We start from the raw sequence: 26,923 nt of genomic DNA on the forward strand, positions 1-26,923 counted from the left end.
GCCCCACCGACGCGCTGCCGTGAGCGCGTCGGCTGAGCCCGCCTCAGGGCTCGGGGTGCAGGGCGTCGTAGCGCCAGAACTTCCGTTGCGACCGCACGACGAGCCACAGCACGACGACGCACGCCACTCCCCCGGCGACGGCGGCCCAGGCCTCGCCCACCCACGTCGCCTGGGCGCCGAGCACGAGCTCGCCGAGCCGCGGCCCGCCCGCGACGACGACGATGAACACGCCCTGGAGGCGCCCTCGCATGTCGTCGGGCGTCGCGGTCTGGAGGATGGTCTGCCGGAAGACCGAGCTCACGGCGTCGGACGCGCCGGCGAGCGCCAGCGCGACGCTCGCCGCGACGACACCGCCGACGAGGACGGCCGTCGGGGTGGTCGCCCCGACCCCCACGAGCACGAGCCCGAACAGCACGATCGACACCCCGTACGCCGTGACCGCCCAGACGATCACGCGACCCTGCCAGCGCACGCGCGAGAGCCCGCCGGAGAACACCCCCGCGAGCACGGCCCCGACCGCGAACGCCGCGGTGAGGACGCCCGTCGTCGCCTCGCCCCCGCCGAGGAACACGACCCCGGCCGCGGGCAGGAGCACGCGCGGCGACGCGAGCACCATCGCCGCGAGGTCGACGAGGAAGGTCGTGCGGACGTTGGGCTGCGTCGCCAGGTACCGCAGGCCGTCGACGACGGACCGCCACCCCGCGACCCGACGTCGCCGCCCCGCCTCCGCGGGCCGCGGGGCGTCGTCGCCGGTCAGGGGCGGGATGTCGGGGAGCCGCCACACCGCCCACAGGGCCGCGGTGAAGAGGACGGCGTCGATCGTGTACGCGACCTGGTAGCCCCACAGCGCGACGAGGAACGCACCGCCCAGCGGGCCGACGGTGAGCGCGACGTTCCAGGCGATCGTCTGGAGCGCGTTCGCGGCCGGCAGGAGCCGTGGCTCGACGAGCCGCGGGATGATCGCCGAGCGTGCCGGGTTGTTGATGGCGAACGCCGCGGACTGCGCGGCGACGAGGCCGTAGAGCACGCCGACGGAGTCGAGGTGCAGCCACGCCTGGACCGCGATGAGCGCGGTGACGACCCAGAGCGCGGTCGACGCCGCGAGCGCGACCTTGCGACGGTCGTACGCGTCGACGAGCGCGCCGCCGTACAGGCCGAGCACGACGAGGGGGACGAGGGCACAGATGCCGAGCACGCCGACCGCGAGCGACGACCCCGTGAGCGCGTAGACCTGGAGGCCGACGGCGACGACCGTGAGCTGCGAGCCGAGGTTCGAGACGCCGAGGCCCCACCAGAGGCGACGGAACGGCGGGGAGGTGCGCAGCGGCGTCGTGTCGGCGAGGAGACCGTTGACGCGAGCCACGATCGCCGAGCCTACGTCAGCGCTGCCGCGCCCGTGTCCGTCGGGCGACGCGGCTCGGAGGCCCTGCGCGGGTCCCTCGGCTCGTGACGGTCCTGTCGGGCGTCAGGCCGTCCCCGCGTCGTCCGGGGTGCTGTCCGCCGCGCCCTCGCGCGCGTCGGCCTCGCCCCAGGCGTCGGCGTGGCGGTGCGGGTGCCCGGGCGGCGGCTCGTAGCCCGGGTGCGGCCCGGGCGTGAGGTAGGTGCGCGCGAAGAACAGCGACGCGGCGAGGTCCTCGCGGCGCTCGGCCGCGGTCCGGGCTCGACGGGTCGAGATCTCGACGACGACGTCCCCCGCCCACCCTCGCCGCACGAGCTCGGCGAGGACCCGGTCGCACGGCTGGTCGCCGCGGCCGGGGACGAGGTGCTCGTCGGTGATCGACGACGACCCGTCGGCGAGGTGGACGTGCGCGAGGCGGCCGTCGAACACGTCGAGCAGCGCGAGCGCGTCCTGCTGCGCGACGGCGGCGTGCGACAGGTCGAGCGTCACGTGCTCGTAGCCGTGCTCGGACGGGTCCCAGCCCGGGAGGTAGGCCTGCATCTCGCGCTTGCGGCTGCGCCAGGGGTACATGTTCTCGACCGCGATGGTCACGCCGTCGGTCTCGTCGAGCTCGCCGACGAGGTCCTCGAACTCGCGGGCGTACCGGTACTGCCAGCGGAACGGCGGGTGCACGACGACGGTGCTCGCGCCGACCTCCTGCGCGAGCCGGACGCTGCGCCGGAGCTTGGGTCCGGGCGAGCGCCCCCACACGCGCTGGCTCACGAGGAGCGTGGGCGCGTGGATGCTGCGGATGGGGACGTCGTGCTCGGCGGCGAGCCGTCGGAGCGTCGCGGCGTCCTGGGTCGTCTCGTCGGACCACACCATGACCTCGACGCCGTCGTACCCGAGGTCGGCCGCCACCTCGAAGGCGTACGGAGCCTTGCGCGGGTAGACGCTGGCCGTCGAGAGCGTGACGTGGATGCGCTGCGCCTCCCCGGGGACCGGGGACGCCTCGGGGGACGCCGCGCGCGGCGTCGTCGCGTCGGACATGCCGGTCACCCTAGACCCGTCGGCTGTGCCCCACACCCAGCAGGCCTTCCGCTGGGGAGAACCCGCGGCCCGACCTAGCCTGAGGTCATGGCGGCGACGGCGCGCGTCATCGACATCCACGTGGTCGCGGACTCGACGGGAGACACCGGGACCCGCGTCGCGCGCGCCACGCAGGCGCAGTTCCCCGGGCAGCAGGTCCGGGTCGTGCGGCACCCGCGGCTGCACAGCGCGCGAGGCGTGGACGACGTCGTGGCCCAGCTGCGCGCCGACCCCGCCGCGGCCGTGGTGTTCTGCACCGTCGTCGACGACGCGCTGCGCACGCGCGTGCTGGAGGCGTGCGCGGCGCTCGACGTCCCGTGCGCCGACCTGCTGGCCCCCGCGCTCGACGCGTTCACCGCGCGCACGGGCGCGCAGCCGGCACGGGTCGTGCAGCCCGTCGGGCTCGCCGCGGACTACTTCGACCGCATCCACGCGATGGAGTTCGCGGTCGCGAACGACGACGGCCACCTCACCGACGGGCTCGACGAGGCGCAGGTCGTGCTCGTCGGGGCGTCGCGCACCGGCAAGACTCCGCTCTCGATGTACCTCGGCTATCTCGGCTACCCGACCGCCAACATCCCGCTCGTCCCGGGCGTCGCGCCCCCGCGCGAGCTGTTCGAGGCCGAGCGCTGGAAGGTCGTGGGCCTGACGATCGACCCCGGGCGCCTGCTCGAGATCCGGCAGCGCCGCGTGCATGCCATGGGCGTCGCGGGCCGCGGTGGCCCGGGCGGCACAGCCCTCGGCGGGTACGCCGACCTCGCGCGCATCCACGACGAGCTCGACGAGGTCGCCCGGCTGCAGCGGCGGCTCGGCTGCCCGGTGCTCGACACGACGACGCTCGCGCTCGAGGAGGCGGCGGGGCGCGTCGTCGAGCTCGTCGCCGCGCGCCGTCGTGCCCTCGCGCCCGACGACGCGGCACGGCCCCCGGGAGACGACCTCGCCCGGGCGACCCCCCAGACCCGGCCGGCGGACCGCCGTCGGGCAGGAGACAGCGCGGCCACCGCCGCCGACCACGAGGAGCAGCCATGAGCGACCGGTACGTCTACGACCTCGCGGAGGGCCGCGCAGACATGCGGGCCCTGCTGGGCGGCAAGGGCGCGGGCGTCGCGGAGATGCGGCGCATCGGCGTGCCCGTGCCGGACGGCTTCACCGTGACGACGACGGCGTGCGTCGCGGCCATGGAGCGCGGCGGGTCGTGGCCGGACGGCCTGTGGGACGAGGTCGTCGCGCACCTCGACGCGCTCGAGGAGCGCACGGGGCGACGCCTCGGCGCGCGCGAGCGCCCGCTGCTCGTGTCGGTGCGCTCGGGAGCCGTGTTCTCGATGCCCGGGATGATGGACACGATCCTCAACCTGGGAATCTCGGACGACTCGGTCGAGGGGCTCGCGGCCGAGTCCGGCAACGCGCGCTTCGCGTGGGACTCCTACCGGCGGTTCGTGCAGATGTACGGCGAGGTGGTCGAGGGCGTGCCCGCCCACGCGTTCGCGGACGAGCTCGACGCGCTCAAGGCGCGCCGCGGCGTCGCGCAGGACACCGACCTCGACGCGGACGACCTGCGCGGGCTCGTCGCGACGTTCCGCGCCGTCGCGCGGCAGCACACGGGCGAGGACCTGCCGACGGACCCGCGCGAGCAGCTCCGGCAGTCGGTCGACGCGGTCTTCGCGTCGTGGGGCAACCCGCGCGCGGCCGTCTACCGGAAGGCGAACGGCATCCCCGACGACCTCGGCACGGCCGTGAACGTCATGCAGATGGTGTTCGGCAACAAGGGCGCGACCTCGGCGACCGGCGTGTGCTTCACGCGCAACCCCGCCACGGGCGCCAAGGAGCTCTACGGCGAGTTCCTCGTGGACGCGCAGGGCGAGGACGTCGTCGCCGGCATCCGCACGCCCCGGCCCCTCGCGGAGATGGAGACCGTGCTGCCGGACGCGTTCCGCGAGCTGCGCGCGACCATGGACCGGCTCGAGCAGCACTACGGCGACCTGCAGGACATCGAGTTCACGGTGGACGACGGCGCGCTCTACCTCCTCCAGACGCGCACCGGGAAGCGCACCGCGCAGGCCGCGCTGCGCATCGCGCGCGAGCTCGTCGAGGAGGGCGTGATCGACCGGGACACCGCCCTGCGGCGCCTGGACCCGGCGCAGCTCGACCAGCTGCTGCACCCGGCGCTCGACCCCGGCCACGGCGCGACCCCGCTCACGCGCGGGCTCAACGCGTCGCCGGGGGCCGCCGTCGGGCGCGTGGTGCTCGACGCCGAGACCGCGGCCGAGCGGGGCAAGGCCGGCGAGGCCGTCGTGCTCGTGCGGTGGGAGACGAACCCGGACGACATCGCGGGCGTCATCGCCGCCCAGGGTGTGCTCACGGCGCACGGCGGCATGACGTCGCACGCCGCGGTCGTCGCACGCGGCATGGGCAAGCCGTGCGTCGCAGGTGCCGGCGCGCTGCGGATCGACGTCGAGGGGCGGCGCGTCCACGTCGGGGACCACGTGCTCACCGAGGACGACACGATCACGCTCGACGGCACGACCGGCGACGTCTACGCGGGCGCGCTGCCGCTCGTGCCGCCCCAGGTCACCGACGACTTCCGGACCGTGCTCGGGTGGGCGGACGACGTGCGGCGCCTCGGCGTGCGCGCGAACGCCGACACCGGCGAGGACGCGGCGAAGGCCCGCGAGCTCGGGGCCGAGGGCATCGGGCTGTGCCGCACCGAGCACATGTTCATGGCGCCCGACCGGCTGCCCGTGGTGCGCGAGATGATCCTCGCCGAGACCGACGCCGCGCGCGCCGCGGCCCTCGACCGCCTGCTGCCCATGCAGCAGGCCGACTTCGAGGAGATCTTCGCCGCGATGTCCGGGCTGCCCGTGACGATCCGGCTCCTCGACCCGCCCCTGCACGAGTTCCTGCCCGACCTCGTCGAGCAGTCCCTCCTCGTGCAGCGGCTCGAGGACGAGGTCGGGGACCCCGGCGCGCCCCTGCACGGGACGGACGCCGTCGCCGAGGGCTGGGCCGCCGCGGCGGGCGGCGGGGAGACGACGGCGCGACTCGCCCGGGCACGTCGCCTCCTCGCGCAGGTGCGCAGGCTGAGCGAGACGAATCCCATGCTCGGCACGCGGGGCGTGCGGCTCGCGCTGCTGCACCCGGAGATCGCCGCGATGCAGGTGCGGGCGATCGCCCGCGCGGCGCTCGCGGTGCGCGCGGCCGGGCACGACCCGCGCGTCGAGATCATGGTGCCGCTCGTCGGGTTCTCCGAGGAGCTCCGGCGCATGCGCGAGGTCGTCGACGCGACGATGGCGGAGGAGCTCGCGGGGGCGGACGCCCCGCTGCCGTACGCCGTCGGGACGATGATCGAGCTGCCGCGCGCGGCGCTCGTCGCCGACCGCATCGCCGAGCACGCGGAGTTCTTCTCGTTCGGCACGAACGACCTCACGCAGACGACGCTCGGCATCTCGCGCGACGACGCGGAGGGGTCGTTCCTCACCGCCTACTTGGAGGCGGGCGTCGTCGGCACGAACCCGTTCGCGACGATCGACCGGGACGGGGTCGGGGAGCTCGTGCACGTCGGGCTCGAGCGCGGGCGCCGCGCCCGGCCGGGGCTGCACGCCGGGGTGTGCGGCGAGCACGGGGGCGACCCGGCGTCCGTCGCGCTGTTCGACGAGATCGGGCTCGACTACGTGTCGTGCTCGCCGTACCGCGTCCCGATCGCGCGGCTCGCGGCCGCGCGCTCGACGCTCGACCGGCGCGACGGAGCAGGGGCCGCTCGGGACGTGTGAGGCTCGCGGGCACGGAAGGACGTCAGACCCTCCCTTTTCGGCGTGCGATCCCCTAGGATGCACTGGTCCAGACCACTTGTCTGCCGGAGGAGCACCCATGGACCGTGCCGTCGTCGTCGCGATCACCGAAGGCCTTCACGCCCGACCCGCCGCCCTGTTCGTCAAGGCCGCGGCCGCCCAGCCCGCCCCCGTGCGCATCGCCAAGCAGGGCGGCGACCCCGTGGAGGCCGCGAGCATCCTCAGCGTCATGACGCTCGGCGTGACCGCCGGGGACGAGGTCGTGCTGTCGACCGACGCCGACGGCGACGACGCGAGCGCGTCGATCGACGCGCTCGCGTCCTTCCTGGAGCAGACCGAGGTCGCCTGAGCCGGTCGGGCCCGTCTCCGCGAGCGCCTCGAGGCTCAGGAGAAACGACGCCCACCTGGTGCTGCAGCGGTGCACGAACACCCCCGGGTGCGCCGAACCCGGGGTTGCTCCCCACCGTGACGAGTCGGTGAGGAACAACCCCGGGTTCGGCAGCGAGGCCGGGCGCGGGCTAGAGGCCCAGCTCCGCGAGGATCGGGAGGCGGGCGCGCACGGCCGCGCGGGCGGCGTCGGGCGTGGGCTGCTGGAGCGCGAGGAACGCGAGCTCCTCGCACTGCTCCGACGTCGTCGCGGCCAGCACCGCGGCGACGTCCGCGAGCGCTCGGGGCGTCATGGACAGCGACGTCACGCCGAGCCCCACCAGCACCGGCGCGAGCACCGGGTCGGCGGCCGCCTCGCCGCAGACGCCGAGCGGGCGACCGTTGAGCGCCGCTCCCGATCCCGTGGCCCCGACGAGCGCGAGGACCGTCGGCTGCCAGGCCGTCGACAGGCGCGCCAGGTCGGAGACCTCGCGGTCCGCGGCCATCGTGTACTGCGTGAGGTCGTTCGTGCCGATGCTCGCGAACGACGCCTTGGCGAGCACCCAGCGCGCACCGAGGGCCGCGGCCGGCACCTCGATCATCACGCCCGCGGTGCCGAGGCCGTGCTCCGCGCACAGCGCGACGAACGACTCCGCCTCGTCCGGCGTCGCGATCATCGGCGCCATGACCCACACGTCAGCTGACTCCGCCGCCGCGGCGCGCGCGATCGCCGTGAGCTGGCGGTCGAGCACCTCGGGGTGCCGGCGGGCGGTACGCAGCCCGCGCACGCCGAGCGCCGGGTTGGGCTCGGCCTCGGGCGTGACGAACGGGAGCGGCTTGTCCGCGCCCGCGTCGAGCGTGCGCACGACGACCTTGCGCCCGCCGAACGCCGCGAGCACCTCGCGGTAGGCCGCGACCTGCTCGTCGATCGTCGGCTCGACCGTGCGGCCCAGGAAGCACACCTCGGTGCGGAAGAGCCCCACGCCCTCCGCACCCGCCTCCGCGGCGGCCCGCGCGTCCTCCCCGTTCGCGACGTTGGCGAGGAGCTCGACGCGACGACCGTCCGCCGTCCGGCCCTCGCCGTCGAACCGGCGGCGCTCGCCCCGGGCGCCCCGCGCGGCGACGACGGCGGCCACGTCCTCGGCGGACGGCTCGCGCTCGACCGTGCCGAGCCCGCCGTCCACGAGCACCGTCTCGCCGTCGTGCAGCGTCAGCGCGTCCTCGACCGCCACGACGGCCGGGATGCCGAGGGAGCGCGCGAGGATCGCCGTGTGCGACGTCGGCCCGCCGCCGCGCGTCACGACCGCAAGCACGCGCTCGGGGTCGAGCTGCGCGGTGTCCGCGGGCGCGAGGTCGTCCGCGACGAGCACGAACGCGAACCCCGGGTCGGGCACGCCCGGGGCAGGCAGGCCGAGCAGCGTCGCGACGATCCGGTCGCGCACGTCGCGCACGTCTCGGGCCCGCTCGGCCATGAGCCCGCCCAGGGCTTCGAGCTGCCCGACGACGACGCCCGCCGCGTCCCACACCGCACGCGCCGGGGTGGAGCGCTGCTCGCGCACCCGCCCGACGGCGTCGCGCGCCAGGGCCGGGTCCGCCGCCATCGCGGCGGTCACGCCGAGCACCTCCGCCGCGGTGCCCTCGGCCCGCGCGGCGCGGGCCGTGAGGTCCTCCTGGACGGTGGTGACCGCCGCGAGGACCTGCGTCACCGCGAGGTCCACGTCGGCGTCCGTGCTGTCCGCGGCGAGCGGGGCCGGGTCGGGCTCGGGGACCGGGTCGGGCATGCGCACGACCGTCCCCGCCCCCCGCCCGGGGCTGACCGGCACGCCGGTCAGCCCCGGGTCGGAGACCCGCGCGGGTGCGCGCGTCGCGTCGTCGGCGACGGTCACGCCGTGCCTCCGCCGCCCGAGCCGGTGCGGCTGGGGACGTCGGCCTCGGTGCCTCCGGCAGCGCGGTCGCCGCGCCCGGTCGCCGGGACGTCGGACGCCGACCCCTCGACCACAGGGGCGTCGACCGCGCCCGCGGCACCCGTCGCCTCGACGGCGCCGTCGGTGTCGTCCTCACGGCCGGGGGTCCGCAGGTTCCAGCGCGTGATGACGAAGCGGAAGAGGAAGTAGTAGATCGCCGCGTACCCGAGCCCGATCGGGATGAGCAGGAGCGGCATCTCCGCGATCCGGAAGTTCAGCAGGTAGTCGATCGCGCCCGCCGAGAACCCGAAGCCGTCGCGGATGCCGAGCGCGTTGACGAGGGCGAGCGACGTCCCGGTGAGGACCGCGTGGATGACGTACAGGGGGTAGGCCACGAAGACGAACGCGAACTCCAGCGGCTCGGTGACGCCCGTGACGAAGGAGACGAGCGCGGCGGAGCCCATGATGCCCGCGACGACCTTGCGCTGGGCCGGCTTGGCGGTGTGGACGATCGCGAGCGCCGCGGCCGGGAGGGCGAACATCATGATCGGGAAGAAGCCGGTGAGGAACGTGCCCGCCGTGGGGTCGCCCGCGAGGAAGCGGAAGATGTCTCCCTGCGCGACCGTGCCGTCGGCCGAGGTGTACTCGCCGAACTGGAACCACGGCAGCGAGTTGAGCAGGTGGTGCAGACCGATCGGGACGAGCAGGCGGTTGAGCGTGCCGAAGATGAACGCCCCGAGGATCGTCGACCCTGTGACGAACCCGCCGATCGTGTCGTTGATCAGCCAGTCGAAGGCCGGGTAGATCAGGGCGCCGACGACGGCGATGAGGACCGACACACCCGCGGTGATGATGGGGACGAAGCGTCGCCCGCCGAAGAACGCGAGGTACGGGGGCAGCTTGATCCGGTAGTACTTCTGGTAGAGCAGAGCCGCGGTGAGACCGATGACGATGCCACCGAGCACGCCGTAGTTGATGAGCTCCTGCGCGTCTCCCTCGGCGGGCTTGCCGAGCACGTAGGGCGAGAGCGAGTCGCTGACGCCCTTGAAGACGAGGTAGCCGATGAGGGCCGCGAGGCCCGTCGTCCCGTCGGACTTCTTCGCGTACCCGACCGCGACGCCGAGGGCGAAGATGATCGGCAGGTTGGCGAACAGCGCGTTGCCCGCCGCGCCGAGCACGTCGGCGACGGGCTGCATCCACGCGAACGTCCCGGCGACCCCGTCGGCGCCGAGCATGTCGGGCTGCCCGAGCCGCAGCAGCAGCGCGGCGGCGGGCAGGGACGCGATGGGCAGCATGAGGGAGCGCCCGACGCGCTGGAGCTGCGCGAAGCCGGGCACCCCCTTCTTCGTCCTCGTCGGTTCGGCGACGGTGGTCATGTGTCGTTCTCCTCCTGGGTGGGCCTGGGGCGCAGGCCGAGGTGCGTCGTGCGGCAGCGGTGGCGCGACGTCGTACGGGCGTCGTTGCCGGTCTCCGGGCACGCCGAGGACGACTGGGGTCGTTCCTGGCTCGTCGTGCCGGACATCCGGTCCAGGTTGTCTGGACCACTTGCAGGAAGAGTGGTCTAGACCTCATGATGTGTCAACCCCCGGAGGTGACCCGGGACACACGGACAGGTCCAGGACCCGCGTCGCCGCAGGTCGCACGACGGACAATGCACCCGTGGAGATCGAGGCACCGACGCAGGGTCGTCCGTCCGGCCAGGGCACGGACGCGGACGAAGGACCAGGACGACGACGAGGACGCGGCACGACGATGAGCAGGTCACGATCGCAGGCGAGCGAGCACAAGTACCTCACGGTGCGCGCCTACCTCGCCGACCTCGTGGCGAGCGAGCTCTCGGTCGGCGACGCGGTGCCCTCGGAGCGCAGCCTGACCGAGAAGTTCGGCGTCTCGCGCATGACCGTGCGCCAGGCGATCGACGCGCTCGTCACCGAGGGCGTGCTCGAGCGCGCGCAGGGTCGCGGGACGTTCGTCGCCCCGCCCCGCGCGGACTTCGAGATGCGCCTCACGACGTTCGGCGAGGAGGCGCGACGCCGTGGCATGGAGCCGGGGAGCGAGGTGCTCGAGGTCGGCACGGCGCCCGCGCCGGCGTCGGTCGCCGAGTCGCTCGGGCGTGCGACGGGCGACCCCATGCACCACGTGGTGCGCCTGCGCTCCGCCGACGGGTCCCCCATGAGCGTCGAGGAGGCGTGGATCCCCGTCGACCTCGCCCCGGACCTGCTCGACGACGGCGTCCCCGAGAGCCTCTACGGCGCCCTGCGCGAGCGCGGCCTGGCCCCCACCTGGGGCGAGGACACCATCACCGCGTCCGACGCCACGGTGCAGGAGCAGAAGCTCCTCGGGCTGCGTGCCTCGCGAGCCGTCATGCGCACGGTGCGCCGCACGTTCGCAGGCGACGCGCCGCTCATGTACTCCCGGTCGAGCTACCGCGGCGACCGGTACAGCGTGTTCGTCCCGCTGCGCGAGGCGCGACCGACGCTCGTGCCGCGCAGCGGCGCGACCGACCCGACGAGCACCCCCGGCACGACGACCACCGACCACCTCGACCCCGTGCCAGTGCCGGCCCGGGCGACCGAAGGGAACGACCGATGACACAGTCCGACGCGGAGCGCGCCGCGACGATCCTCGCCGGCCTCGGCGGGGTGGCCAACATCGACGAGATCGACCCGTGCACCACCCGGCTCAGATCGCTCGTCAAGGACCCCGCGCTCGTCGACGCCGCGCTCCTGCGGCGCGCCGGGGCGTTCGGCGTCATGGTCAACGGCCGCGTCGTGCAGGTCGTCGTCGGCCCGCAGGTCGACACGATCGCGTCCGACCTCGCCGACCTCATGTGAGGACCGGCACCACCGCAGCACCACCGCCGTCGCACCACCCCGGCGACGGCGCCCCGACCCCGCGCGCCCCGCGCACCCCGACCGGCACGGCTGCCGGCCGGGACACCTGACCCGGCCCCGGCCGGAACACGACCACGAGGAGCACCCGTGAGCAAGGCAGAGCAGATCCTCCGAGGCCTCGGCGGCGACGCGAACGTCCTCGACCTGGAGGCGTGCATCACGCGCCTGCGCGTCGAGGTCGAGGACCCGGCGCTCGTCGACGACGCCACGCTGACCGCCGCCGGGGCGATCGCCGTCGTGCGCTCGGGCGCGGCGATCCAGGTCATCGTCGGGCCCGACGCCGACAACATCGCCTCCGACATCGAGGACCTGCGCTGATGGCGGCGCCGCTCACGGTGCTCGTCCCCGTCACGGGCACGGTCGTGGACGTCGGCGACGTCGACGACCCCGTCTTCTCCGCCGGGCTCGTCGGCCCGGGGCTCGCCGTCGAGCCCGACGACGCGCAGGGCGGCGAGGCCGTCGCGCCCATCACGGGCACGGTCGTCAAGCTGCACCCGCACGCGTTCGTCGTCCAGCACGACGACGGCCGTGCGGTCCTCGTCCACCTCGGCATCAACACCGTCCAGCTCGGCGGCGAGGGCTTCACCACGCACGTCGCGCAGGGCGACCACGTCGAGCGCGGCACCGTCCTCGTCTCGTGGGACCCGAAGGCCGTCCGTGCCGGCGGCCGGTCCGCCGTGTGCCCGGTCGTCGCGCTCGAGGCCGCCCCGGACGACGTGACCTCCCTCGCGGAGGTGGGCGCCTGGGCCGCCCGCGGCGAGGAGCTCCTCACCTGGGCCTGACATCCGCCGCCGAACCCGGGGTCGTTCCTCACGAGCAGGTCTCGCTGGGGAGCATTCCCGGGTTCGACGGCGTCGCTCAGCCCCGCAGCGGGAGCGTGAGGGACGGGACGTCGCCCGGCTCGCCGCGGTCGACGACCCGGACGGGGACGCCCCAGTCCTGCTGCGCGAGGTGGCACGCGGGGAACACGTCCGGGTCGGGCTCGCCGTCGGGGCCGAGCGGGACGACGTCGCACGACGCCGCCCGGGCCGTCACGTGCAGCACGCCCTCGCCGACCGCGGGGTTGATGACCAGGTCGCGGCCGAGCTCGACGCCGACACCCTCCCCGGACAGCAGCAGGTCGGGCGGCGTCGCGCTCACGTGCAGCTCCGTCGACGGGCCGAACCGGTCGTCGAGCTTCTGCCCCGGCGCCGGGACGAACGGCACGTCGAGCCACAACGGCCCTGCCCCGATGTCGGTGACGGGCCGCTGGGTGCGGTGCGCGCCGCCGTCGAGCACCTCGCCCGCGAGCGACGCCGGGAGCGCGACGCGCGTCAGGCGGTGCGCCGCGGACTCCACGACGAGCAGGTGGACCTGCGGCTCGCCGTCCGGCCCCTCGCCCACCTGCACGACGACGCCGCTCGGCTCCGCGAGGCCCGTCGCCAGGGTCGTGACCTCGCCCGCGAGCCGCGTCCCGTCCGCGTCGTCCCCGACGCTCCCGCCGTCACCGGCCGCGGGCGCGAACCGGCGCAGCGCGCCGTCGTAGGTGTCGGCGACGACGACGCTCCCGTCCGGCAGCGTCGCGACCCCGAGCGGGTGCTGCATCAGCGCCTGCTCGGCCGGGCCGTCGCGGTGGCCGAAGTCGAACAGCCCCTGCCCGACGGCGGTCCGCACCTCCACACCCTCGCCGGGGACCGCGGTCACGCGGCGCAGCGCCGACGTCTCGGCGTCGGCCACCCAGACGGCCCCGTCCTGGTCGACGGCCAGCCCGGACGGCTGCGCGAACCAGGCCGACGCGCCGGGCCCGTCCTCCAGGCCCTCGTTCATGGTCCCGGCGAGGTGCGTCATCGACCCCTGCTCGCCGTCGAACGCCCACAGCGTGTGGTTCCCGGCCATCGCCACGACGAACGCCGCGAGGTCCTGCGACCAGGCCACGTCCCAGGGTGACGAGAGTCGCACGTCGAGCGGCGCGTACTGACCGCCCGCCGCGGCAGGACCGTGGCCCGTGACGTCGGCGCCCCGTCCCTCCCGCAGCACGACGTTCTCGACCCCGCCGACCATGAACTGCTCGCCCGTTCCTGCGACGGTGGTCACGTGGCCGTCCGCGAGGCGCACCCCGCGCAGGACGTGGTTGGCCGTGTCCGCGACGACGACGTCGTACCCGAGCCACGGTCGGAGCTCGACCGGGACCAGGCACAGCCCGTTGGGCTCGGCGAATCGTGCGTCGTCCGGGCCGCCGTCGGCGAGCCCGCGCTCGCCGGACCCGATGCGCCGGACGAGGGTCTCGCCGTCGGGCAGGAGCTCGGCGAGCGCGTGGTGCCCCGCGTCCGCGACGAGGAGGTTGCCGCCGGGCAGCTCGATCGCCTTCGCGGGGAAGCGCAGCGTGCCGGACGACGGCGCAGGCGCCACGTACGGGCCGTCGCCGCGGTGCAGCGTGCCCTTCGCGTCGTGCTCCGCGACGAGCTCCTCGACGAGGGCGGCGATCGCGGACGCGTGCCCCTCCCCCGCCATCTGCGCGACGACGTAGCCCTCGGGGTCGACGACCACGAGCGTCGGCCAGGCGCGCGCCGCGTACGCGGACCAGGTGACGAGCTCCGGGTCGTCGAGCACGGGATGGTGGACCTCGTACCGCTCGACCGCGGCCGCGAGCGCCGCCGGGTCCGCCTCGTGCTCGAACTTCGGCGAGTGCACGCCGACGACGACCAGCACGTCGCGGTGCCGCTCCTCGAGCTCGCGCAGCTCGTCGAGGACGTGCAGGCAGTTGACGCAGCAGAAGGTCCAGAAGTCGACCAGCACGATCTTGCCGCGCAGGTCGGCGAGGGTCAGGTCGCGGCCGCCGGTGTTGAGCCAGCCGCGCCCGACGAGCTCGGACGCGCGGACACGGGGAAGTCGCTCGGTGGTCACGCGACCATTCTCGCGCCCGAGCACGCCCGAGGCAGACACCCCGGAGCCACCACCTCAGGGCCGGCGCAGCTCGGAGCGCAGCGCGTGGAGCTCACGCGTCGCACCGAGACCGACCGCCGCGACGAGGTCGCCCCCGACGCGGAGCTCGGTGAGCAGCCCGCCGCCGTCGAGCGTGCGGTGCTCCGGGGTCGCGCCGGGCACGGCGACGCCGAACCCGGCGACCTGGGTGCCGTGCAGCACGAGAGTGAACCCGGCGTCGGGCACGTACGGGCCGGGGTCCGGGCCGCCGACGAGACGGCGCAGGACGGCGCGCGCCGCGTGGGTGCCTTGCGCGGCGGCGGCGTCCCAGTGGTCGGTCCGGAACCGTCGTCCGCGCCGGTCCCGGTGGCCGGCGACCGCCCCGGCGGCGAGCAGGCCGGGCGCGCCACGAACAGCGAGGCGGTCGTCGACATCGACGCCGCCGGTGCCGGTGCCGGTGCCGGTGCCGGGCGCGGCGGGCGCGGTGCCGTGTGCGACGACGGCGAGGTCGGACTCCAGGGTCGTCCCGCCCGCGAGGCGCACGGTGACGCCGCCCGGATGCTCCGTCACCGCCTCGACCCGGCAGCCGAGGTGGGCGTCGAGGTGCTCCTCGTGGAGCATGGCGACGGCGCGCGCGACCGCGGCCCCGAGCGCCTCGGCGAGGGGGAGCCGGGAGCGGGCGACGAGGTGGACGGTCGCGCCGACCTCGGCGAGCCAGGCGGCGGTCTCGGACCCGACGAACCCGGCGCCGAGCACGGTGACCGTGCGCCGCGCGGGATCGGGGCCGAGCAGGGCACGCAGCCGCACGGCGTCCCGCGCGGTGTGCAGGTGCACCACGCGGGGCTCCCCGGCGTCGGCGCCCGCGAGCGCCGGCAGGCGGTCCACGGCCGGGCCGGGTCGAGGGACCGCGCCGGTCGCGAGGACCACGGCGGCGGCGGTGAGCTCGCGCCCGTCCGCGAGGACGACGGCCCGCCGCGCGGGGTCCAGCCCGGTCGCGCGCGCCCGCACGAGCTCGACGTCGGGCGGCACCGGCAGGGCGGCCTGCTCCGCGGTGAGCAGGCCCTGGAGGATCGCCTTGTCGACGAGGGTGCGCAGGTAGGGCGCCTCCTCCTCGCCGTGCACGAGGACGACGCGACCGTCGAACCCCTCGCCGCGCAGCGTCGTCACGGCGGCGTGGCCGGCGGCTCCGCCACCGACCACCACCACGTCCGCCGGCCTGTCCACGTCGCGCATCTCTCCTCCTTGACCTCGATACCCCCTCTGGGTATATTCGCCATCCTAGTCATACCCCATGGGGGTATCAGCACCGAGGAGGAACGTCGTGAGCATCGTCGAGATCGAGTACCAGGTGACCGGCATGACGTGCGGCCACTGCGAGATGTCGGTGCGCGAGGAGGTCGGGCAGGTGCCCGGCGTCACCGCGATCGACGTCAGCGCGACCACCGGTCGGCTCGTCGTCACGGCCGACCAGCCCCTCGACGACGTCGCGGTCCTCGCCGCCGTCGACGAGGCCGGCTACAGCGCGGAGCGGGTGCGATGAGAGCCCCCGCCCGGATCGGGCTCTACGTCGCCGGGCTCGGGGTCGTGTTCGTGGCCTCGGCCGCGGTCGCGGGCGCCGTCGTCCCCGAGGGCGCGCTGCCGGAGCCGCCCGCCGCGCACGCGCCGGAGCAGCACGTCGCCACGAGCGAGGACCCCCCGCAGGAGACCACGAGAGGAGCGGACATGGTCGGCGGACTGTCCCTGGAGCAGGGCGGCTACACGCTCGGCGAGATCGAGGCGCCGCGGACGCCGGGCACGCCCGGCGAGCTCGCCTTCACCCTGACCGACCCCGCGGGCGCTCCGGTGACCGACTTCGCCGTCGCGCACGAGCAGCGCCTGCACCTCGTCGTCGTGCGCTCCGACGGGGCGCACTACCGCCACGCCCACCCCGAGCTGGACGAGGCAGGCCGCTGGTCGGTGCCCTGGACGTGGGACGCCGCGGGCACCTACCGCGTGTACGCCGACGCCGTCCCCACCGGCGGCGACCCGCTCACCCTGAGCCGCACCGTCGAGGTCGCGGGCGACGTCGTGCCCGTCCGGGCGGACGCCCCGACGACCACCGCGTCGGTCGACGGGTACGACGTCGCGCTCGAGGGGAACCTCGAGGCCGGGACCGTCTCGCGGCTGACGCTCCAGGTCACGCGGGACGGCGAGCCGGTCACGACGCTCGAGCCGTACCTCGGTGCCTTCGGTCACCTCGTCGCGCTCCGTGACGGCGACCTCGCCTACCTGCACGCCCACCCCGAGGGCGCCGAGGCAGTGCCGGGCGAGGTGTCGGGCCCGACCGTGACGTTCGGCGTCGAGGCGCCCACCGCGGGCCGGTACCTCCTCTACCTCGACTTCCAGGTCGAGGGTCAGGTACGCACCGCCGCCTTCACGGTCGAGGCCGCTCCCGCCGCGGACGCGACGGGCGACGCCCCCGCGGCCGACCACGACACGACCCCGCACGACCACTGACGACCCTGCACCGGGCGGCACGCCGCCCGGCCGGAAGGAGAACCTCATGACGACATCGGCCGCCCCGCCGCCGGGGACGTTCGTCGAGCTCGAGATCGGCGGGATGACCTGCGCCTCGTGCGCCATGCGGATCGAGAAGAAGCTCAACCGGCTCGAGGGCGTCACCGCGACCGTGAACTACGCGACGGAGAAGGCGAAGGTCACCGTCCCGGAGGGCGTCGACGCGGCCACGCTCATCGCCGAGGTCGAGAAGACGGGGTACACCGCCCAGCTCCCGCGCGTCGAGGACCCCGAGGTCCCGACGCCGGGCGAGGCGGACGACGCCGACCCCGAGCTCACCGCGCTGCGGCAGCGCCTCGTCGGGGCCGTCGTGCTCTCGGTCCCGGTCATCGCGATGGCGATGGTCCCCGCGCTCCAGTTCACGTACTGGCAGTGGGCCAGCCTCGTGCTCGCCGCGCCCGTCGTGGTGTGGGCGGCCTGGCCGTTCCACCGCGCCGCGTGGACCAACCTGCGCCACGGTGCGGCGACGATGGACACCCTCATCTCCGTGGGGACCAGCGCCGCGTTCCTCTGGTCCCTCTACGCGCTGTTCCTCGGCACGGCGGGCGAGCCGGGCATGACCCACCCGTTCACGCTGTCCGTGGCGCCCACCGACGGCGCCGGGAACATCTACCTGGAGGTCGCGGCCGGCGTCACGACCTTCATCCTCGCGGGCCGCTACTTCGAGAAGCGGTCCAAGCGGCAGGCGGGCGCCGCGCTGCGCGCCCTGCTCGAGCTCGGCGCCAAGGACGTGGCGGTGCTGCGCGACGGCGCCGAGACCCGCGTCCCGATCTCGGAGCTCGCCGTGGGCGACGAGTTCGTCGTGCGCCCCGGCGAGAAGATCGCGACGGACGGCACGGTCGTGGCCGGCACGTCCGCCGTCGACGCCTCGATGCTCACGGGCGAGTCCGTGCCCGTCGAGGTGGGCGAGGGCGACGCCGTCACCGGTGCGACCGTCAACGCGGGCGGGCGGCTCGTCGTGCGCGCGACGCGCGTCGGCGGCGACACCCAGCTCGCGCAGATGGCCCGCCTCGTCGAGGACGCGCAGTCCGGCAAGGCCCAGGTCCAGCGGCTGGCCGACCGCGTCTCGGCCGTCTTCGTCCCCGTCGCCATCGCGATCGCCGTCGGCGCCCTCGGCGCGTGGCTCGGCGCCGGCGCGCCGGCCTCGGCCGCGTTCACCGCCGCCGTCGCGGTGCTCATCATCGCGTGCCCGTGCGCGCTCGGTCTCGCCACCCCGACGGCGCTGCTCGTCGGGACGGGCCGCGGAGCCCAGATGGGCGTCCTCATCAAGGGACCCGAGGTGCTGGAGTCCACCCGGACCGTGGACACCGTCGTGCTCGACAAGACAGGGACCGTGACGACGGGCGTCATGACGCTGACCGACGTCGTCACGGGCACCGGTGTCGACCGCGCCGAGCTCCTGCGCCTCGCCGGGGCGCTCGAGGACGCCTCGGAACACCCGGTCGCCCGGGCGATCGCCCGGGGCGCCGCCCAGGAGGTGGGCCCGCTCCCCGTGCCCGCGGAGTTCACCAACGTCGAGGGCAAGGGCGTGCAGGGCGTCGTGGACGGGCACGCCGTGCTCGTCGGCCGCGAGTCGCTCCTCGCCGAGTGGGCGCAGCACCTCCCGCGCGAGCTCGCCGACGCCAAGGCCCGCGCCGAGGAGCAGGGCGGCACCGCCGTCGTCGTCGGCTGGGACGGGCGCGCCCGCGGCGTCCTCGTGGTGGCCGACGCGGTCAAGCCCACGAGCGCCGAGGCGATCCGCCTGCTCCGCGCACTCGGCCTCACCCCCGTGCTCCTCACCGGGGACAATGCGACCGTCGCACGCCGGATCGCGGCCGAGGTGGGCATCGACGAGGTGATCGCGGAGGTCATGCCGCGCGACAAGGTCGACGTCGTCAGCCGCCTCCAGGGCGAGGGCAAGGTCGTCGCGATGGTCGGCGACGGCGTGAACGACGCCGCCGCTCTGGCCCAGGCGGACCTGGGCCTCGCCATGGGGACCGGGACGGACGTCGCGATCGAGGCCGCCGACATCACCCTCGTGCGGGGCGACCTGCGCTCCGCGGCCGACGCGATCCGCCTGTCACGCCGGACCCTCGGCACGATCAAGGTGAACCTCTTCTGGGCGTTCGCCTACAACGTCGCCGCGATCCCGCTGGCCGCGCTCGGCCTGCTCAACCCCATGCTCGCGGGCGCCGCGATGGCGTTCTCCAGCGTCTTCGTCGTGGGCAACAGCCTGCGCCTGCGGTCGTTCCGGAGCCGGGCCACGAGCCCGGACCCGACGGCCACCACCCCGACCACGCCGGCCGTGCAGCTCGCCGGCGTCTGACCGTCCCGACCCTCAGGAGGACCCGCATGTGCCACCACCACGACGACGCCCCGCCGCACGACGACGCCCGCCCCGAGCCGGCCGGCGCCTGCCACGCGCACGCCGCACCCTCGGTCGGCTCCGTGCCGGACGACGACCTCGCCGAGTGCCCCGTCATGCCCGGCAGCACGACCGTCAAGGCGCACGCCGAGGCGGCCGGGCTCGTCCGTGACCACGAGGGCGTCCGCTACTGGCTGTGCTGCTCGTCGTGCGGTCCCCTCTTCGACGCCGACCCCGCCCGCTACGCCCGCGCGTCGTGACCCGGTGAGCACGTCGACCCGGTGAGCACGTCGACCGGTGACCCGGCGACCCGGCCCGGTGCCGCCCACGGGGTGCGGTGCCGGGCCGCGGCGTGGGTGGCGACCTCCCCGGCCCTCTCGCGCGGGCGTCGCGGGGTTCAGACGCGCGACGCCGTGACGTCCCCGACGACGCGGACCTCGACCTCCACGCCGTCGACGGTCTCGGGGACGTCGACGTCGTCCGAGGTCACGTTCACGCGCAGCAGCCAGTCGTCGACGACGTCCTGCGCCCGCGGGCCGCGCCCGGGCGCGCCCGACGCGTCGGCACGGGCGATCCCGACGCCGGTCACTCCGTCGAGGCCCGCGAGCTCGTCGCGGAGCGCGGCCTTGGCCTCGCGGGCTCGTTCGAGGGTCGCCACGGCGAACCACCTCCCGACCTCATTGTGCGCCCGTCGGGGCGTTCGCGGCAGGGCCGGGAGTCCGTGCCGGGCGGCGTCACGCGAGCAGCGTCGCGCCCAGCCGCTCGAGGACGGTCCCGATCGGGTTGCAGTACGTGAGCCCCGTGCCGTTCGCGCCGCCCGTCTCCGACCCCGCGAACAACAGCCCCAGCGCGACCCCGTCCTCGCGGTACACGAGCGACCCGGAGTCGCCGCCGCGCGAGAACGGCCCGTCGCCCGTCGACTCGACCTCGATCTGGTCGTCGAACCGCAGCGCGCCGAGGCCGTCGCCGTAGCCCACCACGACGTCGTCGAGCTCGATCGCCGTGACGCGCCCTGTCGTGACGCCGGTGGTCCGGCCGGGCTTCCCGACCGCCTCACCGCCGAGCGCGACCGCGGTCTCCATGATCCGGCCGACGGGGTACTCCGGGTCCACGGTCGGGTCGTCGAGGAGCGCGACGGCGGCGTCGACGGTCTGCGTGACGCCCGCCTCCAGCGGGACGAGCGCGGCGAGGGTCCCGACGCGGTCGTCCGGCGCGCTGCCGCCGTCGGCGGGGCCGGGCTGCACGACGACGTCCCCGACCCGGGCGGACGGCGACCCCGCGAGCACGTGCCAGTTCGAGAGCGCGTAGACCGACGCGGCGTCCGCGCCCGCCACGGGCGGCTCGGCGACCCGCACGAACGCGCCGAGCGTCCCCGCGGTGACGTCCACGTGGGCGATCGAGACCCCGGGACGCAGCGGCCGGACCCGGCCGGTCTCGCCGGTCGCGTACGCCGTGACGACCGGCGGGCGCAGGCCCGGTCCGTCGGCGCCCGCACGCCCCGAACCCGGCGCCGCGGCGAGGGGCCGGATCCGCCCCGTGCGTCGCACGTCGACCGTGTCCCCCGCCTCCGAGGCGACCTTGCGCGCGATGCTGCGCGCGGTGGGCACGCCCAGCCGGTACCGGACCGCGATGGCGTACCCGCCGTCGTCGTGCGGGGCGAGGCCGATCGCGAGGGTGGGCGCGCGCACGACGTCCGCAGCGTCGGGCACGTCGCGCGCCTCGATCTCCGTGTCCGACCGGCCCGGCAGCCCCGACCGCTCCGCGAGCTCGCGCGCGTAGTCCGCGAGCTGCGACTTGATCTCCCGTGCCTTCTGCTGGTCCATCGGTGCACCGTCCCCTCGCCCGACGGACGGCTCCCGCCGTCCGCGTCCTGCCGAGCGAGTCTGACGGCCGCCGCCCACACCCGCACCGCGCCACGCCGACGCAGACGGCGACGCGGCGGGATCAGGCTCCCGGCGCCTCGACGGCCGGTCCCGGCCGCGGGCTCCTCGCCCGGCGGCCGACGGCCCACAGGAGCCCGGCGACGCCGAGCGCGACGACCGCCGCGACGAGGGTCACGTGCGCCTGGCGCAGGCGGTCGTAGACGTACCACCAGTCTGCGCCGTCCGGCGCGCCCGCGGAGCGCGCGAACATCTCCGCGACGTACCACCGGTTCGCCCACGCGACGAGCAGAGCCGTACCGACGACCGCTGCGACGACCCCCAGCGCCCTCGCGAGGCGCCCCGCGCGCTCGGTCCGCCGTCGTCCTGCTGCCGTGCCCCCGTGCGTCATGCGAGGCATCCTCTCGCGCCCACGGCGCTCGGCACCAGACCCGGCTCAGGCCCGGAGCAGCTGCTCGACGCGGACCGACCGGCGGCGGGCGACGACGAGCGTCGTCACCGCGACGGACGCGAGGCCCCAGAGCACCAGCGCGACGGCGTCACCCGCTCCCCCGGCCGCGCCCGGGTCGACGATCGACGTGAGCAGGCGGAGCGCCGAGCCCACGGGCAGCAGGTCGCGCAGCCCGGTGAGCGCGGCAGGGACGGTCGCGACGATGCCGGTCGCGACGAGCAGGACCGCGACGAGCAGGCTGATCGCCCGCCCCACGTTCCCGAGCAGGGCGGCGAGCGCCTGGTTGAGCGCGACGAAGACCACCGACGCGAGCGCGCCGACCGCGAGCAGGCCGACCCAGCCGCCCGCGCTCGCTCCCTCGACCGCGGCGAGGACGCCGCCGACCACGAGGCCCGTCGCGGCGGCGATCCCCGCCGGCAGCGCGAGCGCGGCGAGCGCGAGCCGCCCCGCGGTCCGGGTCGACCCGAGCAGCTTCGCGGGCACGGGCGGGAACGCGACGAAGATCGCGAGCGCGCCGAGCCACAGGGCGAGGACGGCGAACAGCGGGCCGGTCGACCCGGTGCCGAGGTCCTCGACGCCCGGAGCGGCCACCGGGTCCGCGACGACCGCGGAGAGGTTCTCGCGCTCGGCGTCCGTGTACGAGGGGATCTGCTCCGTCGCGTCGCCGAGGCCCTGGGCGAGCTCGCTCGTCCCGTCCGCGAGCTGCGCGACGCCGCCCGCGAGGTCGCCCGCGCCCGTCGCGAGCTCCTGCGTCCCCGTGGCGAGCTGGTCGGCTCCCGTCCCGAGCGCCCCGACGCCGGTCGCGAGGCCGTCCGCCCCCGACGACAGCGCGCCCGCGCCTCCGGCGAGCCGGGCGGCGCCGTCGGCCACCTGGTCCGCACCGCCGGCGAGCTGCCCGAGCCCCGTCGAGAGGTCGCGCGCGCCCCCGGCCACGCCCGTCGCGCCGGTGGCGGCCTGCGCCGCCCCGGTCGCGAGCCGGTCCGCGCCCTGCGCGGCCTGGTCGACCCCGGCCGCGAGCGCGTACAGCCCGGTGGGCCCGTCCGCGCCCGACGGCACCCCGGCGAGGGCGGCGTTCCCCGCCGCGACCTCCGCCGCGCCCACCGCGAGCGGTCGCAGCGCGGCGAGCTGCTGGTCGAGCGCCACGCACGCGGGCGACGTCGGGGCCGCCGCGCACCCCGCCTGGACCTTCTGCTGCTCGATCCCGGCGACGACCTGCGCGAGGCCGCCGGCGACGTCCCGTGACCCCGTCGCGAGGCTGGTCCCGAGCGACGGGAGCGACGTCGACCCGCCGTCGGGAAGGGGAACGGCAGAGATCGAGGCGTCGAGCGTGCCGAGCCCGGTCGCGAGGTCGGACACGCCGGTCGAGACCGCCGCGACGCCGTCGGCCAGCCCCTGCGCGCCGGTGGCGAGCGAGCCCGCGCCGGTGGACGACTGCGCGACGCCGTCCGCGACCTGGCGCGATCCCGTCGCGACGCCCTGCGCCCCGCTCGCCAGGTCACCGGCGCCGGACGCGAGCCGGTCGGCGCCCGAGCCGAGCTCGCCGACCCCGGACGCGAGCTCCCCGGCGCCGGTCGCGAGCTCGCCCGCGCCGGACGCGAGCCGCGTCGCGCCGTCGTCCGCCTGGGACGCGCCGTCCGCGAGCTGGTCGGCGCCGTCCGCGGCCTCGCCGAGCTGCTCGTTCAGGGTCGTGAAGCCGACGAGCACGCCGTCGACGTAGTTCTCGGTCAGCGTCGTGCCGAGCACCGAGGTCGCGGTGGTCGTGACGATGCGCGCGAGCGCCTCGTCCACGACGCGCCCGCCGGGTGCCGTCTCGACCGTCAGCGTGGCCTGCGTCGCGTCGGACGCGTCGCCGCCGAACGACGTGGCCGCGGCGGAGAAGTCCTCCGGGATGGTCACGACGGCGGAGTACGTGCCGTCGGCCAGCCCGGACGCGGCGTCGGCGGCGTCGGTGATGACCCAGTCGTAGTTCGTCGTGCCGGCGTCGGGCTGGACGGCGACCGGACCGGTGTCCGTCGACGCCGCGCCGCCGCTCACCAGCCCCGCCGTGAGCTGGCGCCCGAGGGGGACGGTCTGGCCGTCGACCTCCACGGGCTCGTCGAGGTTGACGACCGCCGCCTGCACGGTGTCGAGGCGCTCCTGCGGGTTCCACAGCGCCCACAGGAGCAGGCCGAGCACGGCGAGCGGGAGCGCGACGGTCGCGGCCACGGTCCACACGCGTCGCGCGTCGACCCGGGTCCGGGCGCGGGCAGGCGCGGGCGCGCCCGGGGTGGTCGGTCCGGTCTGCGCCGTGTCGGGCGGGAAGACGCTCATGCGGGCACCTCCTCGGTGCGCGGGCCGACGACGGACGCCGGGTCGGTGGGGGCGGGCACCGTGGGGGCGGGGTCGGGGGCGTGCAGGTCGAGCACCTGCGTCCCGGGCGGGGCGAGGTCCGTGGGCGCGGGTCCGACGGCACCCAGGACGACCGCCGTGCCGCTCGCGGTGGCCTGCCCGAGCACGTCGGCCAGCGCCGCCCGCTCCGCGGGCGACGTGACGGCGTCGGTCCCCACGACGGCGAGCAGCCGCGGGCCCTCGCGCAGGAGCGCGGCGACGCTCGACGCCGCGGGCACGCGGTGCGCGGCGGGCGCGGGAGCGTCGCCGGGCAGGGCCGCGACGTCGGCCGCGAGGTCGACGAGCGCGACGCGGCGCCGCACGCTCAGCGCGCGCTCGGGCAGGACGAGGCCCGTCACCTTGAGGGCCCCGGCGGCCGGCCTGAGCCGCCCGGCGAGCGCCAGCACGACGCCGGACACCGCCGCGGGCGACGTCCCGTGCACGACGAGCGACCCGCCGTCGGGCACGCGGACCGTGACCGGCTCCGCGAGGGGGCCGTGCGCCCCGGCGACCACGAGGTCGTGCGCGACGACGGCGTCCGTGCTGCCGGGCTCCGGCCAGTCCACGAGCGCGAGCTCCTTGGACAGCCCCTCGCCCTCGACGTCGAACGAGGGGAGCACGCGGTCGAGCCAGCGCGGCATCCACCACGCCTTGTCGCCGAGCATCGCGAGCACGGCCGGCACGAGCGTCATGCGCACGACGAACGCGTCGACGAGGACGCCGACCGCGAGCCCGAGCGCGATGGGCTTGAGGCTCATGTCGCCCTCGGGCACGAACGCGACGAACACGGCGAACATGATGACGGCGGCCGCGGTGACGACCTTCGCCGACGCCTGGAACCCCGTGAAGATCGAGCGCCGCGCCTTCCCGGAGTGGACGTAGTCCTCCCGGATGCGCGCGACGAGGAACACCTCGTAGTCCATCGCGAGGCCGAACAGCACGCCCATGAGGACGATCGGCATGAACGAGATGACGGGCCCGAGCCGTGTCACGTGCAGCGCGTCGGCGAGGAACCCGTGCTCGAACACGAGCGTCACGACGCCGAACGCCGCGCCGACCGAGAACAGGTAGCCGAGCGTCGCCTTGATCGGCACCGCGATCGACCGGAACACCATGGTCAGCAGCACGAGCGACAGGCCCACGACGACGAACGCGAACGGCAGCAGCGCCGCCCCGAGCTTGGCGGACACGTCGATCCCCACCGCCGTGAAGCCCGTGACCGCGAGGTCCACGCCGTACTCGTCGAGGAAGTGGTCGTGCTGCGCGCGGATCTCCGTGACGAGGTCCTTGGTCTCCTCCGAGTCCGGCGCGCCCGTCGGCACGACCTGGACGATGCCCGTGTCCGCGGTGAGGTTGGGCGTGGAGAGCGGCACGTCCGCGACGCCCGGCAGGCCCGCGATCTCGTCGCCCAGGTCGTCCATGAGCCCCACCGGGTCCGTCGACGTGACGATCGTCCCGGTGACGATGAGCGGCCCGTTGAAGCCGGGCCCGAAGTGCTCGGACACCAGGTCGTACGTGACGCGCGCCTGGTTGTCCTCGGGCAGCGTCCCCGCGTCGGGCAGCGCGAGCTGCAGGTCCCGCGCCGGCAGCGTCAGCAGCACGATCGCCGCCACGACGAGACCGATCGTCAGCAGCGGGACCCGCGTGACGGTCCGCACCCACCCGGCGAAGAACCGGTTGCGGTGCGCGGTCGTGGTCGGGTCGGAGACGTCCCGGGTCGGGTCCGCGGCGGGGGCGCCCTCGGTGCTCGGGGCTGCCGCGCCGTCACCCTGGTCTTCCGGGCGGGGGTTCACGAGCGCGGCTTGACGCCCTGTCGCATCCGAGCCCGCCCCCGCCGCTCGTCCGGTCCGTCGCCTCGTCGTCTCGTCGAGGTCCGACGACGCCGCACCCGCACGCCGTCGCCCACGCCCACGACGGCGCGGAGCCTTCGGGCGGAGCCGCTCGCCGGCGAAGCCCAGCATCGCGGGGAGGAGCGTGATCGACACGAGGACGGCGAGGCCGACGCCGACTGCGGCGGCGACGCCCATGACGGTGAGGAACGGGATGCCGGCGACGCCGAGGCCGACGAGCGCGATCATCACGGTGAGGCCGGCGAAGATGACCGCGGAGCCGGCGGTCGCGACGGAGCGGGCGGCGGCCTCCTCGACGCTCAGCCCGCCGGCGAGCTCGTCGCGGTGCCGGGACACGATGAAGAGCGCGTAGTCGATGCCGACGGCGAGGCCGAGCATGACGGCGAGCATCGGGGTCGTGGAGTTGATCTGCGCGACGGCGGTCGCGGCGAACAGCAACCCCATGCTCACGCCGACCCCGACGACGGCGTTGAGGAGCGGCAGCCCGGCCGCGACGAACGAGCCGAACGTGAGGACGAGCACGACGAGCGCGACGAGGAGGCCGAGCGCCTCGGTGACGGTGAGGGTCGGGAACTCGGTGCTGAAGAGCTGGCCGCCGAGCGCGGCCTGCGCGCCGTCGGGCAGGGCCGCGGCGAGGTCGTCGACGACGTCACCGAGCGCATCCTTCGTGGTGTCGGTGACCTCGCTCTGGCTCTCGTCGAGCTGGACCGTCATGAGCGTCGCGACGCCGTCGTCGCTGATCGACGCGGTCATGGTGTCGTCGTAGGGCGACGTCACGGCGGCGACGCCGTCCACGTCGCCGAGCGCGGCCACCGCGTCCGCGACGGGGCCGCGGACCGCGTCGTCCTCGATGGTCGAGCCGTCGGGGGCGACGACGACGACCTGCGCGGAGGCGCCGCTGACCTGCGGGAACGTCGCCGCCAGGCGGTCGAGCGCGGCCTGGGACTCGGTGCCGGGGATGGTCACCTCGTCGTCGAGCCCCTGGCCGACGAGGCCGGCGAGCGCGCCCGCGAGGACGAGCATCCCGAGCCACGAGGCGAGGACGAGCCGGCGCGCCCCGACCGCCCAGCGGCCGAGCGAGTACAGCGCTGAGGACACGAGCGGCCTCCTGAGGAGAGTCAGACGGATTTCAGGATACGCCGCTGTATCCGATACGCG

The 26,923-nt window shown here is 75.6% G+C and carries 22 protein-coding genes; 11 read left to right on the top strand and 11 right to left on the bottom strand.

All coding sequences use genetic code 11. The features are described from left to right. Window positions 1-43: 43 nt before the first annotated feature. Both ACTJIY_RS02965 and ACTJIY_RS02970 read right to left on the bottom strand, forming a co-directional pair. Window positions 44-1,363: an MFS transporter gene (locus ACTJIY_RS02965; RefSeq protein ID WP_440673381.1), complete on the bottom strand. Its 1,320-nt coding sequence runs from the start codon at window positions 1,361-1,363 to the stop codon at window positions 44-46. 102 nt (window positions 1,364-1,465) lie between these two features. Beyond that, a complete protein-coding gene (locus ACTJIY_RS02970) occupies window positions 1,466-2,428 on the bottom strand; it encodes a sugar phosphate isomerase/epimerase family protein (protein ID WP_440673380.1) in 963 nt (320 codons plus the stop codon). An 87-nt stretch (window positions 2,429-2,515) separates the two neighbouring features. Between ACTJIY_RS02970 and ACTJIY_RS02975 the strand changes: the two genes are divergently transcribed. The 3 genes from ACTJIY_RS02975 (at window position 2,516) to ACTJIY_RS02985 (ending at window position 6,601) form a co-directional block, all read left to right on the top strand. Beyond that, window positions 2,516-3,496 carry a pyruvate, water dikinase regulatory protein gene (locus tag ACTJIY_RS02975; protein ID WP_253052206.1) on the top strand — a complete coding sequence of 327 codons (981 nt, stop codon included), beginning with the start codon at window positions 2,516-2,518 and terminating at the stop codon, window positions 3,494-3,496. Next, window positions 3,493-6,234: a pyruvate, phosphate dikinase gene (gene ppdK, locus ACTJIY_RS02980; RefSeq protein ID WP_440673379.1), complete on the top strand. Its 2,742-nt coding sequence runs from the start codon at window positions 3,493-3,495 to the stop codon at window positions 6,232-6,234. Before ACTJIY_RS02975 ends, ppdK begins: the two co-directional genes overlap by 4 nt. A gap of 97 nt (window positions 6,235-6,331) precedes the next feature. Further along, window positions 6,332-6,601: an HPr family phosphocarrier protein gene (locus ACTJIY_RS02985; RefSeq protein ID WP_253052202.1), complete on the top strand. Its 270-nt coding sequence runs from the start codon at window positions 6,332-6,334 to the stop codon at window positions 6,599-6,601. 169 nt (window positions 6,602-6,770) lie between these two features. Here ACTJIY_RS02985 and ptsP read toward each other — a convergent pair whose 3' ends face one another. Both ptsP and ACTJIY_RS02995 read right to left on the bottom strand, forming a co-directional pair. Next, on the bottom strand, window positions 6,771-8,504 hold the full coding sequence (gene ptsP / locus ACTJIY_RS02990; protein ID WP_353707308.1) for a phosphoenolpyruvate--protein phosphotransferase: 1,734 nt from the start codon (window positions 8,502-8,504) through the stop codon (window positions 6,771-6,773). Further along, on the bottom strand, window positions 8,501-9,898 hold the full coding sequence (locus ACTJIY_RS02995) for a PTS transporter subunit EIIC (RefSeq protein ID WP_440673378.1): 1,398 nt from the start codon (window positions 9,896-9,898) through the stop codon (window positions 8,501-8,503). Before ACTJIY_RS02995 ends, ptsP begins: the two co-directional genes overlap by 4 nt. A 376-nt stretch (window positions 9,899-10,274) precedes the next feature. Here ACTJIY_RS02995 and ACTJIY_RS03000 point away from each other — a divergent pair, with 376 nt between their 5' ends. From ACTJIY_RS03000 to ACTJIY_RS03015, 4 genes are all read left to right on the top strand, one after another. Beyond that, window positions 10,275-11,114: a GntR family transcriptional regulator gene (locus ACTJIY_RS03000; RefSeq protein ID WP_439158530.1), complete on the top strand. Its 840-nt coding sequence runs from the start codon at window positions 10,275-10,277 to the stop codon at window positions 11,112-11,114. Continuing rightward, window positions 11,111-11,356 carry a PTS transporter subunit EIIB gene (locus tag ACTJIY_RS03005; RefSeq protein ID WP_024839826.1) on the top strand — a complete coding sequence of 82 codons (246 nt, stop codon included), beginning with the start codon at window positions 11,111-11,113 and terminating at the stop codon, window positions 11,354-11,356. Before ACTJIY_RS03000 ends, ACTJIY_RS03005 begins: the two co-directional genes overlap by 4 nt. Before the next feature lie 147 nt (window positions 11,357-11,503). Next, on the top strand, window positions 11,504-11,734 hold the full coding sequence (locus tag ACTJIY_RS03010; protein ID WP_087470800.1) for a PTS transporter subunit EIIB: 231 nt from the start codon (window positions 11,504-11,506) through the stop codon (window positions 11,732-11,734). Further along, window positions 11,734-12,198 carry a PTS sugar transporter subunit IIA gene (locus ACTJIY_RS03015; protein WP_440673377.1) on the top strand — a complete coding sequence of 155 codons (465 nt, stop codon included), beginning with the start codon at window positions 11,734-11,736 and terminating at the stop codon, window positions 12,196-12,198. Before ACTJIY_RS03010 ends, ACTJIY_RS03015 begins: the two co-directional genes overlap by 1 nt. Window positions 12,199-12,274: 76 nt before the next feature. Here the strand turns inward: ACTJIY_RS03015 and ACTJIY_RS03020 are convergent, their stop codons facing one another. Beyond that, window positions 12,275-14,299: an NHL domain-containing thioredoxin family protein gene (locus tag ACTJIY_RS03020; protein WP_440673376.1), complete on the bottom strand. Its 2,025-nt coding sequence runs from the start codon at window positions 14,297-14,299 to the stop codon at window positions 12,275-12,277. A 54-nt stretch (window positions 14,300-14,353) separates the two neighbouring features. Further along, window positions 14,354-15,550, bottom strand: a complete 1,197-nt coding sequence (locus tag ACTJIY_RS03025; RefSeq protein ID WP_440673375.1) for an FAD-dependent oxidoreductase — start codon at window positions 15,548-15,550, stop codon at window positions 14,354-14,356. A 94-nt stretch (window positions 15,551-15,644) separates the two neighbouring features. Between ACTJIY_RS03025 and ACTJIY_RS03030 the strand changes: the two genes are divergently transcribed. From ACTJIY_RS03030 to ACTJIY_RS03045, 4 genes are read left to right on the top strand one after another with little or no spacing between them, the layout of a single operon-like run. After that, window positions 15,645-15,857, top strand: coding sequence for a heavy-metal-associated domain-containing protein (locus ACTJIY_RS03030; protein WP_253052511.1), 213 nt, complete (start codon window positions 15,645-15,647; stop codon window positions 15,855-15,857). After that, the gene (locus ACTJIY_RS03035; RefSeq protein WP_440673374.1) at window positions 15,854-16,813 is read left to right on the top strand and encodes a heavy-metal-associated domain-containing protein; all 960 of its coding nucleotides are present in this window, start codon (window positions 15,854-15,856) and stop codon (window positions 16,811-16,813) included. The genes ACTJIY_RS03030 and ACTJIY_RS03035 overlap by 4 nt, the downstream gene beginning before the upstream one ends. Window positions 16,814-16,859: 46 nt before the next feature. Continuing rightward, the gene (locus tag ACTJIY_RS03040; RefSeq protein ID WP_440673373.1) at window positions 16,860-19,178 is read left to right on the top strand and encodes a heavy metal translocating P-type ATPase; all 2,319 of its coding nucleotides are present in this window, start codon (window positions 16,860-16,862) and stop codon (window positions 19,176-19,178) included. A gap of 26 nt (window positions 19,179-19,204) precedes the next feature. Then, entirely contained in the window at window positions 19,205-19,477 is a 273-nt protein-coding gene (locus tag ACTJIY_RS03045) for a hypothetical protein (protein WP_440673372.1), read from the top strand. A gap of 137 nt (window positions 19,478-19,614) precedes the next feature. Here the strand turns inward: ACTJIY_RS03045 and ACTJIY_RS03050 are convergent, their stop codons facing one another. The 5 genes from ACTJIY_RS03050 to ACTJIY_RS03070 all read right to left on the bottom strand — a co-directional run bounded on the left by ACTJIY_RS03050 (window position 19,615) and on the right by ACTJIY_RS03070 (window position 26,863). Then, a complete protein-coding gene (locus ACTJIY_RS03050) occupies window positions 19,615-19,875 on the bottom strand; it encodes a hypothetical protein (RefSeq protein WP_253052184.1) in 261 nt (86 codons plus the stop codon). 76 nt (window positions 19,876-19,951) lie between these two features. After that, window positions 19,952-21,040, bottom strand: a complete 1,089-nt coding sequence (locus ACTJIY_RS03055; protein ID WP_440673371.1) for a hypothetical protein — start codon at window positions 21,038-21,040, stop codon at window positions 19,952-19,954. A 121-nt stretch (window positions 21,041-21,161) separates the two neighbouring features. After that, on the bottom strand, window positions 21,162-21,488 hold the full coding sequence (locus tag ACTJIY_RS03060) for a hypothetical protein (protein WP_253052180.1): 327 nt from the start codon (window positions 21,486-21,488) through the stop codon (window positions 21,162-21,164). A 45-nt stretch (window positions 21,489-21,533) separates the two neighbouring features. Then, window positions 21,534-23,858: a hypothetical protein gene (locus tag ACTJIY_RS03065; protein WP_440673370.1), complete on the bottom strand. Its 2,325-nt coding sequence runs from the start codon at window positions 23,856-23,858 to the stop codon at window positions 21,534-21,536. After that, complete coding sequence (locus ACTJIY_RS03070; protein WP_440673369.1) at window positions 23,855-26,863, bottom strand: MMPL family transporter; 3,009 nt, start codon at window positions 26,861-26,863, stop codon at window positions 23,855-23,857. Before ACTJIY_RS03070 ends, ACTJIY_RS03065 begins: the two co-directional genes overlap by 4 nt. Window positions 26,864-26,923 lie beyond the last annotated feature (60 nt).

Origin of the sequence: Cellulosimicrobium sp. 22598 (genome assembly GCF_052044445.1) — a bacterium.
Lineage (GTDB): Bacteria > Actinomycetota > Actinomycetes > Actinomycetales > Cellulomonadaceae > Cellulosimicrobium > Cellulosimicrobium cellulans_G.

Bases quoted from the DNA above. Each gene is read 5' to 3' on its own strand.
- ACTJIY_RS03015 (WP_440673377.1), top strand. From the start codon at position 11,734: ATGGCGGCGCCGCTCACGGTGCTCGTCCCCGTCACGGGCACGGTCGTG.
- ACTJIY_RS03040 (WP_440673373.1), top strand. From the start codon at position 16,860: ATGACGACATCGGCCGCCCCGCCGCCGGGGACGTTCGTCGAGCTCGAG.
- ACTJIY_RS03045 (WP_440673372.1), top strand. From the start codon at position 19,205: ATGTGCCACCACCACGACGACGCCCCGCCGCACGACGACGCCCGCCCC.
- ACTJIY_RS03065 (WP_440673370.1), bottom strand. From the start codon at position 23,858: ATGAGCGTCTTCCCGCCCGACACGGCGCAGACCGGACCGACCACCCCG.
- ACTJIY_RS02995 (WP_440673378.1), bottom strand. From the start codon at position 9,898: ATGACCACCGTCGCCGAACCGACGAGGACGAAGAAGGGGGTGCCCGGC.
- ACTJIY_RS02970 (WP_440673380.1), bottom strand. From the start codon at position 2,428: ATGTCCGACGCGACGACGCCGCGCGCGGCGTCCCCCGAGGCGTCCCCG.
- ACTJIY_RS03060 (WP_253052180.1), bottom strand. From the start codon at position 21,488: ATGACGCACGGGGGCACGGCAGCAGGACGACGGCGGACCGAGCGCGCG.
- ACTJIY_RS03005 (WP_024839826.1), top strand. From the start codon at position 11,111: ATGACACAGTCCGACGCGGAGCGCGCCGCGACGATCCTCGCCGGCCTC.
- ACTJIY_RS03055 (WP_440673371.1), bottom strand. From the start codon at position 21,040: ATGGACCAGCAGAAGGCACGGGAGATCAAGTCGCAGCTCGCGGACTAC.
- ACTJIY_RS03035 (WP_440673374.1), top strand. From the start codon at position 15,854: ATGAGAGCCCCCGCCCGGATCGGGCTCTACGTCGCCGGGCTCGGGGTC.
- ACTJIY_RS03000 (WP_439158530.1), top strand. From the start codon at position 10,275: ATGAGCAGGTCACGATCGCAGGCGAGCGAGCACAAGTACCTCACGGTG.
- ppdK (WP_440673379.1), top strand. From the start codon at position 3,493: ATGAGCGACCGGTACGTCTACGACCTCGCGGAGGGCCGCGCAGACATG.
- ACTJIY_RS02985 (WP_253052202.1), top strand. From the start codon at position 6,332: ATGGACCGTGCCGTCGTCGTCGCGATCACCGAAGGCCTTCACGCCCGA.
- ACTJIY_RS02975 (WP_253052206.1), top strand. From the start codon at position 2,516: ATGGCGGCGACGGCGCGCGTCATCGACATCCACGTGGTCGCGGACTCG.
- ACTJIY_RS03025 (WP_440673375.1), bottom strand. From the start codon at position 15,550: ATGCGCGACGTGGACAGGCCGGCGGACGTGGTGGTGGTCGGTGGCGGA.